5 protein-coding genes and 2 pseudogenes are annotated in these 10,264 nt (G+C 72.0%); 4 read left to right on the plus strand and 3 right to left on the minus strand.

Translation table 11 applies throughout. From position 1 onward, the window contains the following. The 3 genes from D471_RS0130305 to D471_RS41060 form a co-directional block, all read right to left on the minus strand. Positions 1-2,752: ATP-binding protein (locus D471_RS0130305; protein ID WP_449406584.1), on the minus strand; the 2,752-nt coding region annotated here is incomplete at its 3' end. 327 nt (positions 2,753-3,079) lie between these two features. Next, a complete protein-coding gene (locus D471_RS0130310; RefSeq protein WP_017602086.1) occupies positions 3,080-6,142 on the minus strand; it encodes a helix-turn-helix transcriptional regulator in 3,063 nt (1,020 codons plus the stop codon). A 63-nt stretch (positions 6,143-6,205) separates the two neighbouring features. Continuing rightward, positions 6,206-6,403, minus strand: a complete 198-nt coding sequence (locus D471_RS41060) for a hypothetical protein (RefSeq protein WP_017602087.1) — start codon at positions 6,401-6,403, stop codon at positions 6,206-6,208. Between the two features lie 266 nt (positions 6,404-6,669). Here D471_RS41060 and D471_RS0130320 point away from each other — a divergent pair, with 266 nt between their 5' ends. The 4 genes and pseudogenes from D471_RS0130320 to D471_RS42210 all read left to right on the plus strand — a co-directional run. Then, a complete protein-coding gene (locus tag D471_RS0130320; protein WP_017602088.1) occupies positions 6,670-7,290 on the plus strand; it encodes a hypothetical protein in 621 nt (206 codons plus the stop codon). A gap of 83 nt (positions 7,291-7,373) precedes the next feature. Continuing rightward, positions 7,374-7,712: a hypothetical protein gene (locus D471_RS0130325; RefSeq protein ID WP_017602089.1), complete on the plus strand. Its 339-nt coding sequence runs from the start codon at positions 7,374-7,376 to the stop codon at positions 7,710-7,712. Positions 7,713-8,100: 388 nt separating this feature from the next. Continuing rightward, positions 8,101-9,909 (plus strand): annotated as a pseudogene (locus D471_RS0130330) (carbohydrate-binding module family 20 domain-containing protein); the annotation flags it as partial. Between the two features lie 39 nt (positions 9,910-9,948). Further along, a pseudogene (locus D471_RS42210) lies at positions 9,949-10,242 on the plus strand (carbohydrate-binding module family 20 domain-containing protein); the annotation flags it as partial. Positions 10,243-10,264 lie beyond the last annotated feature (22 nt).

The following is a 10,264-nucleotide window of genomic DNA, read 5'->3' on the forward strand; positions in this document are numbered from 1 at the left end:
CGGCGCGCGCGAGCGGTCGGGCCGCGCATTCGACGGCCACGGCGTGAGCCTCGCGTACCCGTTCCACCGCCCAGGCGCGCTCACCGGCCTGGACGGCCGCTTCGGCGGCGTGCACCCAGGCCCGGGCCAGGTACAGCCGCATCTGCGTTCCCTCCCAGGCCGTCACGGCGGCGCGCCACGCCGCCAGGGCCTCCCCCGGACCGGTCCCGTCGATCATCGCGAAACGGGCCGTACACGAGGAGGCGTAAGCCCCCTGCACCGGACCGATGACCGGCATCTCGGCCACGACCTCGCCCGCCAGCGCGCGCACCCGCCTGGCCCGCTCGGCGGTTCCCGGGGGCCACCCCGGTCCCAGACCGAGCTGCGCGGCCTCGGCCATCACCTCCACCAACGGCCACGAGTAGCCCGGCCCGGCCGCCAGCGCCACCTTCTCCAAGACCCGCACGGACAGTTCCAGGGCCTCGTCCACCGCACCCCCCACCAGATCCGTCTCCAGCTGTGCCAGCGCCGACAGCTGAACCACGTTCATGCGCTGGGCGGTCAGGACGCGGTTTCGGTCCTCCGGCCCGGCCGCCTCCCGGGCCGCGGCCAGGTCCCCCATGGCGGCGGCCGTCCTGGCCTCGACGGGCTGGATGTACCAGCGGTTCTTGGTGGCGAGGTGGCCGTTGCGGGTGGCGCCGACGATCTCGCGCGCCCGAACCAGGTCCCCGAGCTCGAAGTGGATCTCGGCCCGGTTCTGGTTGTTGAACGTGCTGTGCACCGACGCCCACCCGAGCGCGGCGTGCCGGGCGAGTGACTCCTCCAGGACCTCCAGGCCCTCCTGGTGCCGACCGAGTTCGCGCAGGAAGTGCCCGAGGTTGCCCGCCCCGCGCGCCTCCATGTTGGGGTCGGCGTTGTCGGCGGCCTGGCGGATGCCCTCCTCTATCAGCGGCCGCCCCCGCTCCGGGTCGCCCTGGGACATCAGGATCCCGCCCAGGGTGATCCGGGCGTCAGCGGCCGCGCACGTGTCGAGACCGACCCCCGAACGCTCGGCGAGCCGGAGGGCCGACCGCGCCAGTTCCTCCGCGCTCAGCCCGGCGTCGGCCAGGTCGGACAGCTGGCGCTGGTCCGGCCCGGGGTCACGGTCGACCCGGTAGAGCAGGCTCTCCCTGGCCAGGATCGACAGCAACAGTCCGTATCCCGGCATGTGCGGCGGGTGCAGTTCCAGTGCGCGGGCCAGGTCGAGGACGCCCCCGCCCTCGGGGTCGTGGGCACGCGCCTGACCGCGTCGGCGCAACAGCTCGGCCCGGATCATGCGGGTGTGGTCGTCATCATCGCGCGGCAGGACGGCCAGGGCCTCGTCGGTCAGCTCCCGGGCCCGCGCGTGGCGGTCCGCGGCCAGGGCGGCCCCCGCGGCCAGGCTCATGACTTCGGCCCACGTGTGGCCCTGGACCCGTTCCTGGGCGTCCGGCACACGCGCCCACAGGCTCAGGACCCGCTCCAGCATGGCCAGCTCCTCGTCCGCGGCGAGGGCGTCCCCGGCCCGGACCGCCGCCCACCAGGACGCCTGGAGCGCGCGCGGGAGCTCCTGGGCGGCCATGAAGTGGTGGGCCTGTTCGGCGGCGCGGCGGTCGGCGGGGGCCGATTCGGGGTAGGCGTCGATGAGCTGGGCGAAGCGCAGGTGCAGTCGGGCGTGCGGGCCGGGCAGCAGTTCGCCGTGGACGGCGTCGCGCAGCAGGGCGTGTCGGAACCGGTAGCCGGTCCCGTGCACTCGAAGCAGGTTGGCGTCGACCAGCGTGTGCAGCGCGGTCTCCAACTCACGTTCGGGCAGTTCGGCGGCGTGGTGGAGCATCTCGTGCTCGATGTCGCCGGACACCGCGCCCACCGACGCGACCCGCAGGACCGACAGGGCGGTGTCGTCGAGTCGGTGCAGCGGTTCCAGGAGCAGGTCGCGAAAGCGGTCTGGGACGCCGAACCGGTCGCCGGGGGCGCGATCGTCCGCGCAGGCCAGGCTCTCGACGAACAGCGGGAAGCCGTCGGTGCGGCGGTAGAGGTCGTCGAGTTCGTCCGGCGCCAGCTCCACGCCGCGGATGGCCGCCGCCTGGCGGCCGACCTCGTCCCGGCTCAATGGCTCCAGCCGGATCCGGTGTACCCCGGGGACACGTTCGAGTTCGGGCAGGAGGCGGCGCAGCGGGTGGGTACGGTGCAGGTCGTCGCTCCGGTAGGTGACGACGAACTGGATCCCGGCCTGGTCCAGGTTGCGGATCAGGAAGACGAGCAGGTCACGGGTGGCGCTGTCGGACCAGTGCAGGTCCTCCAGGACGACGGTGAGGCCGCCGTCACGCGCCGCCTGGGTCAGCAGCCGGAGGATCTGCTCGAAGAGGATGCCCCGGTTCTCCCGCCGCTCCGCCGGAACCTCGCCCAGTTCGGGCAGCAGCCGGGCGAACTCGCCGACCCCGCCCGGGGCGGCCGCCTCGAACACCGCGCGCCCGCGTTCACGGAGGAACTGGCGCAGAACCGCCGTGAACGGCGCGTAGGCCAGACCGTCGACGCCCAGCTGGAGGCAACCACCGACCAGGACCGTCCCCTCCGGGTGGGCAGCGACGAACTCACTGACCAGGCGACTCTTACCCACCCCGGCGTCACCGCCGATCAGGACCACGCCCGGTGCCTCCTCATGGGCTCGTCTGGCGTGTTCCCGGAGGAAACGGAGTTGGGTCTCCCGGCCGACGAACGTGGCGCTGGTCTCTACGAGAAGGGGCATAGCACTCATTATGCCGCCGCTCCTCCCACCGATCGGAGTTGTCCACAGGCTTGTTCCCGCCCTGACACGGGGTCCTCCAGCCGCTCACGGACCCCTCGTCCCGGACGTTCGCTCCCGGTCCCCGCCGTCTGCGCCCCGACTCGTCCGAGGCCGGGGGCCCGGCCTCGGACGCGCCGATGCGGGTGCCGTCGACCTCCATGGTCGGTACACCCGGGTCGGGCACCGCCCCGGACATCCTCGGACCCGCCCCCGGCCCTCCGGTCCCGGTGCCGTCGCCAGGGACGTGTCGGTTCCGCTCCCGCGGTGCCCGCGCGACCTCGCCCCTCCGTCCGGGACTCAGACCAGGCCGAGTTCGCGGGCACGCGCCCCGGCCGCGGTCCGGTTGGCCACACCGAGCTTGGCGAGGATGTTGGACACGTGCACGCTCGCTGTCTTGGGCGTGGTGAACAGCTCACGCGCGATCTCGGCGTTGGTGCCGCCCACGGCGAGCAGCCCGAGGACCTCGGTCTCCCGTGCGGTGAGTCCGGCGGGGGCGGTGGGCGGTGACGCGTGCCCGTCCAGCGCCACCCCGAGACGGCGCGCCAGTCCGACGGCTGCCCGTTCCAGCGGCTGCGCGCCGCACTCGACAGCCGCCGCGTGCGCCTGGCCCACCCACGTACGGGCGGTGGAGCCGTCGCCCGCCGCCAGAGCGGTCCGCGCGGCCGAGAGCCGGGCCCTGGCCAGGTGGAGCACCATAGGCGTGCGCTCCCACCCGGTGACCGCCTCACCCCAGGCCTCCAACGCCCGCCCGTGTGTCCCCGACGCCTCGGCCAACCGGGCGCGGACGGTCGAGCGGGTGGCGTTCTGCACCGGTCCGTGCGCGGGCATGCCCGCCGACACCTCGCCCAAGCGGGATCGGACGGGGTGGGCGGTGTCGCCGTCCCGTCGTCGCACCGCCTCCGACGCCAGATCCAGCACCGCCCACCCGTACCCGGGCGAGTCGGCGAGCGGCAACCGGTCGAGGACCTGGGCGGAGTAGTCCAGCGCGGTCGCGTCATCACCCTCGGCCAGGAGTAGATCCAGCCAGGCGGTGACCGCCTGCTGGGCCTGATCCAGGCGTTCCATGCTCAGCACCGCCGTCCGGTCCACCCGGGCGATGCCCGACCGGGCGGCCGCCAGGTCGTCGTGCGCCGCCCCGGAACGGGCGGCGGCGAGGTCGCCCTGGGCGATCGCCGCACGGTTCCAGGGCACCAGGAGGAACACCCGGTGCATGGGTGAGGCACTGCGGTGCAGGGTCTCGTCCACGATGGACCGGGTGCTGTCGAGGCGGCCGAGCTCGAAGTGGATCTCAGCGCGGTTCTGGTGCATGAAGCTGCTGTGCACTCCGCTCCGGCCCCAGGCCCGGTGGTCACTGAGCAGCCTGTCCAGGAGTGCGAGCCCCTCCTGGTGCTCACCCCGTTCCCGCAGGAAATGGGCGAGGTTGTTGACACCGCGCGCCTCCATGGCCGTGTCGCCGATCTCCCGCGAGACCCGAATCGACCGCTCGATGATCGCGCGCCCCTCCCGCTGGTCGCCCCGGCTCATCCGGACGGAGCCCAGGGTGACCAGCGCCGCCGCCTCGGCGGAGCGGTCGCCGGTCCGCTCGGCCACGTCGAGCGCACGTTGGGCCAGGTCCGTGGAGGAGGCACCCAGGTGCAGCTGTTCCCCCGGCCGGAACATGGTCTCCCGGGCCAGGATGGACAGCATGACGCCGTACCCGGGCATGTGCGGGGGGTGGGTGCGCAGGGCCCGCGCGAGGTCCTCGACCGCGCCTCGGTCCACGCAGCGGGTCCTGGCCTGGCCGCGGCAGCGGAGCAGCACCGCGCGGACCGTCCTGGTGCGGTCGTCGTCCGCCGCGGGCAGGGCGGCCAGGGCCTCGTCGCACAGTTCCCCTGCCCGGCGCGGCCGACCGGCGGCCAGGGCTGCCAGGGCCGCGCTCGAGAGCACCTCCTCCCAGGAGCGGCCCGCGGCGCGCTCCACCGCGTCGGGGACCCGGTCCCACAGGCCCAGGACGCGTTCCAGCATCGTGAGCTGCTCGGCGTGGGCGAGGGACGCACCGGCCCGCTCGGCGGCCCACCACGCGGCCTGCAGGGCCCGGGGCAGGTCGTGGGCGGCCTGGTAGTGGTGGGCCTGTTCGGCGGCGCGGCGGTCGGCGGGGACCGATTCGGGGGACTCGTCGACGAGTCGGGCGAAGCGCAGGTGCAGCCGGGCGTGCGGGCCGGGCAGCAGACCGTCGTGCACCGCCTCCCGCAGCAGGGCGTGCCGGAACCGGTAACCGGTCCCGTGCACCCGGAGCAGGTTGGCGTCGACCAGGGTGTGCAGGGCGCTTTCCGCCTCGGGCTCGGCGAGGTCGCAGGCGCGGATCAGGGTCTCGTGGCCGATCTCCCCGGAGACCGCGCCGACCGAGGCCACGCGCAGCACCGCGACCGCCGCGTCGGGCAGTCCGTGCAGGGCGGACAGCAGGAGTTCACGGAAGTGGTCGGGCACCGCGTCGGAGCCGGTCGCGTGGTTCTCCCCGGAGGCGGCGAGCGCCTCGACGAAGAGGGGGATGCCGTCGCTGCGTTCGTACAGGTCGTCCAGGGTGATGGAGGTGAGCGTGGCCCCGGTGATGGCGGCCACCTGCGCGGCCACCTCCTCCCTGGTGAGCGGCGCCAACTCCAGGCGGGTGACTTCGGGCAGCCGTTCCAGCTCCGGCAGGAGGCGGCGTAGCGGGTGGGTGCGGTGTAGGTCGTCGGACCGGTAGGTGGCGATGATCTGGACACCCGGTAGGTCGAGGTTGCGGATCAGGTAGACGAGCAGGTCACGGGTGGCGCCGTCGGCCCAGTGCAGGTCCTCCAGCACCAGTGTGACCCCGTGTTCCCCGGCGACCCGTTGGACCAGACGCAGGACCTGCTCGAAGAGGAGTCCGCGCGCCTCCTGGTGCCCTTCCGGCGGGTCGCCCAGTTCAGGCAGAAGTCGGGAGAGCTCGCCGGCACCACCCGGGAACGACTCCTCGACGATGGCTCGGCCGTGTTCACGGAGGAACTGGCGCAGGAGTGCCGTGAAGGGTGCGTAGGCGAGGCCGTCCACCCCCAGTTGCAGGCAGCCGCCGACGAAGACGGTTCCCGCGGGGCGGGTCCCGGCGAACTCGGTGACCAGTCGTGTCTTGCCCACCCCGGCATCCCCGCCGACGAGCACGGCCCCGGAGGACTCCGAGTACGACCGCTCGGCGTGTTCCGCCAGAAGCCGGAGCTGCTCCTCCCTGCCGATGACGACGGGACTGGTTCCGGCGTGGTTGGACATGCCGTCCATGATGCCGAGCAGGGGGTGCGCCCCTCGTTCGGCTTCTCCCGCCACGCCCGACGCGGAGGCGGGCACGGTGTCGCCCTCGAGTGCGGACACGGTGTCTGCCCTCCAAGTCGGACGTGGTGGCCGGTGTGCCGGATGGGTTTCGGCGGGCGGGGGTCACGCTGCCCGACCGAAGCGCCCCTTGCGCTTCTCCTCGTCCGCGGAACGTGCCCGGCGCGCCCGGCCGCGTTCCTCCCGGCGTCTGGCCCGTTCCTCGGCGCGGGCCTGGCGGGCGGTACGCAGGTGTTCGAACTCGCGCAGCCGCTCCTTGGTCAGGTTCTGCGCGTGTGCGTTCATGAGTTCGCTGTGGAACACGGTGATCCTCTCCCCTCGCGGCGAAACCCCCTGTCCCGCCGTCTGCGACCAACGATCGCCCTAAGACCCGGTCGCGCGCATGGGGAGGAATCCCAGTCCTGGCCGACGGATGGGGGGCGAACCGCTAAGAGATGCCTAAGACCTGGGGTGGTATGGCTAAGAACGCCCCTGAGGAGCGGGTTGCCGCTCAGGCGTGTCACCCAATGCCATCATGGCGTCGCTCGTAGTTGTCTTGTGCTGACGGTGAGCGAGAGTGGGGGAGAGACATGGGTCGGGTCGCGTGGGGGATCCGGGGTGTCGCGGCGGTCGCCGTGCTGGCGGCCGCGGGGGCGGGGGCGGCGCCGGGGTGGGCCGACGGGGAGGCCGCGGGGGCGGGGGTCGGGTCCGCCGTGCCCGGGCTCGACCCGTCGGGTGCGGTCGGTCTGGTGCTGACCGCCGAGGACCGGAGTCCGATGCCGGGGGAGGAGGCCGTGTTCCGGGCGACCGTGGCCAACGGTGGGGGAACCCCCGTGGAGGGCGCCCTGCTCGCCCAGCACGTGCCCGAGGAGCTGGAGATCGTGGCGGCGGGTGAGGGGGTTCTCGCCGGGGGCATCGTGAACTGGCGGGCCGACGTGCCCGACGGAGGGGAGGCCGAGTTCGTGCTGCGGGTCCGGGTGCCCGCGGGGGCCGTCGCGGGGGACCGCCTGATGAGCACGGCGTGCCTGCTGCTGGACCGCGACGCCGACCCGACGTCGTGCGCGAGCGACACGTTGGTGGTGGGTGAACCGACCATGATGTCCAGGGTGGACGCGTTCGTGGGCGCCGGGTCGGTGCGGGTGGCCGGGGCGGCGCTCGGCCTGGCGCTGGTCTGGCTGCTCTGGCGCACGCGAAGGACGGCGCGGCCCTGACCGGGACAGGCCCTCGGGGTATCGTTACGTCGGTGTGTCATGAAAACCGGTTCGAAAACTACGCGTCGTAGTAGTCTGGCGCCATGGACATCTTCTACTCCGCGCTCGTCTTCCTGCACATGATCGGCCTGGCCGGCATCGTCGCGGGCTTCCTCATGCAGGTGATCACCGGCAACGCCAAGTCGACGAAGGTGCTGCTGCACAGCTCCCTCCTCCAGCTCGTCACCGGACTGGCCCTCGTCGGTGTGGCCGAGATGGCCGGCGACCCGGAGATGAACCACGTCAAGGTCGGCGTCAAGCTCGTGATCGCCCTGGCCGTGGTGATCCTGGGGGTCCTCAACCTCCGCAAGCCCTCGAACCGGCTGGCCGCCGCGGCCGGTGTCCTCGCGATCGTCAACATCGGCGTCGCGGTGTTCTGGTAAGGGGTCCGGGGCGGCCCCGCAGTCGTCCGATCCGCTCGACCGCCGGTGTCGGCGAGGTCTCGAACCTCGCCGGCGCCGGCTTTTTCTTGCGTGCTTTCAGGAATCTTGCGTTGATTTTCCGTCTCCCCGAGCAGAGTTGACTCGCAGGTCAAGGCCGCTTCACCGGAGTCCCGGTCACGTCGGGGCATCCGCCACGCGCTTGGGTTATCGCAGTTCGGAGCCGAATTCATCGCACTGCGTGACGGTGGAAACGCGAAGCGAACCCCCTGTTCACAAGAGTCGGGGGTTCTGTTACGTTCGTCACCTTCACGCAAACTCTTGCAGCAAGTGCAAGAGTGTGACGGCGGGGCAGCGCGGCCCCACCGAGAAACTCCCCCAAGGAGCGCGCATGAGCTCGAAACGACACCGACTCGGCGGGGCCCTGGCGGCCCTCGCCCTCGGTACCGCACTGGCGGTACCCGCGCTGGCGGCGGCGCCCGCCTCAGCGGCGACACCCCAGGAGGTCCCCCAGGCCCCGGCCGCCACGGTCGAGGCCAACGGTGAGACGATCGTCCACCTCTTCGAATGGACCTGGGACTCCGTCGCCGCCGAGTGCGCCGACTTCCTCGGCCCCAACGGCTTCGGCGGCGTCCAGGTCTCCCCGCCCCAGGAGCACGTGGTCATCCCCTCGGCCGAGGGGGCCGAGTACCCCTGGTGGCAGGACTACCAGCCGGTCTCCTACCGGATCGACAACACCCGGCGGGGAACCGCCGAGGAGTTCCAGACGATGGTCGACACCTGCCGTGACAACGGGGTCAGGATCTACGTCGACGCCATCATCAACCACATGACGGGTCCCGGCTCCGGCACCGGAAGCGCGGGCACCGACTGGGAGTACTACGACTACCCGGACCTGTTCGGCGACGGGTCGGCCGCCTACGAGCACGGCGACTTCGAACCCTGCTACGACACCATCTCCGACTGGGGCGACAAGTGGGAGGTGCAGAACTGTCAACTCCTGGAGCTGTCCGACCTCGACACGGCCGACCCCCAGGTGCGCGGGAACATCCGGCGGTACCTCAACGGCCTGGTGGACATGGGTGTGGCGGGCTTCCGCGTGGACGCCGCCAAGCACGTCCCCGAGGCCCACGTCCAGGACATCTTCGCCAACCTGAACGACGTGCCCGGGTTCGGAGGCAAGCCGGACGTCTACTACGAGGTCTACGGCGACGCGACCATCCCCTACACCCAGTACACCTTCGACGGCGGCCGCGCCACCAACTTCGACTACCAGCGCGACGTCGCCGGGAAGTTCGCCGACGGCGACATCTCCGGGCTGGCGAACCTGCCCGACTACGGCGGCCTCTCCGACGACCAGGCCACGGTGTTCATCGACAACCACGACACCCAGCGCTCTGCCCCCGCCCTCACCCACAAGGACGGTGAACGCTACTACCTGGCCACCGCGTTCATGCTCGCCCACCCCTACGGGCACCCGAAGGTGATGTCGAGCTACGACTTCCACGAAGAGGCTCAGGGGCCGCCCAGCGTCGGTGAGGTCCCCGGCAACCCGGCGGGCTGGATCACCGAGGACACCGACTGCTCCAGCGCCGCATGGATCTGCGAGCACCGCGACCCCGCCGTCGCCGGGATGGCCGCCTTCCGCAACTCCACGGGTGACACCGCCGTCATCCAGCGAGCCACCGACGGGAACTCCCGCCTGGCCTTCGACCGCGGCGACCGCGGGTTCGCCGCCTTCAACGCCGGAGGGGGCACCTGGAACCTGACCGTCGACACCAACCTTCCCGACGACACCTACGAGAACGCTGCGGGAAACGGCTCGTTCACCGTCTCCGACGGACAGGTCACCGTCTCGGTCCCCGCCAACGGAGCCGTCGCGCTGCACGTCGGCGGCGTGTGCGACGACCCCGAGGAGTGCGACGGGGGCACCGGTGACACGCTCTCCGCGACCGTCCACACCGACTACGGCCAGGAGGTGTACGTCGTCGGATCCACGCCCGAGCTCGGCTCCTGGACCCCCCAGGACGGAGTGCGGCTGACCACCGACGAGAGCTCCTACCCCGTGTGGACCGGAACGCCCGAGATCGCCTCGGCGGCCGAGTGGAAGCTGGTGAAGGTCGACGGCTCCGGGAATACCGTCTGGGAGGAGGGCGACAACCGCGTCGGTCCCCCCTCCGGCGGCGTGACCTGGGGGTCGAGCGGCGGTGGCGGAACCACCTGCACCACGGTGGCCACGGAGTTCAACGTCCAGGCCGAGACCCACTACGGCCAGGAGGTCTACGTCGTCGGATCGATTCCCGAGCTCGGTTCCTGGGACCCGGCCGGCGGCCTGCGGCTGAGCACCAACGAGGCGAGCTACCCCTGGTGGGGCGGTTCCACCGAGCTGACGATCGGCACGGAGTTCGAGTACAAGTACGTGAAGATCGACGGCTCCGGGAACGTCGAGTGGACGTCGGGCGGCAACTTCGTCGCGACCAGTGACGACAGCGACGGCGGCTGCACGCAGGCGTTCAGCGACCACTGGAGCTGACACACCACCGGCGGGCGTCCCC

Origin of the sequence: Nocardiopsis lucentensis DSM 44048, from assembly GCF_000341125.1 — a bacterium.
GTDB lineage: Bacteria > Actinomycetota > Actinomycetes > Streptosporangiales > Streptosporangiaceae > Nocardiopsis > Nocardiopsis lucentensis.

What these genes read in the sequence shown, in the direction of transcription:
- D471_RS0130320 (WP_017602088.1), top strand. Translation starts at nt 6,670, where the DNA reads ATGGGTCGGGTCGCGTGGGGGATCCGGGGTGTCGCGGCGGTCGCCGTG.
- D471_RS0130325 (WP_017602089.1), top strand. Translation starts at nt 7,374, where the DNA reads ATGGACATCTTCTACTCCGCGCTCGTCTTCCTGCACATGATCGGCCTG.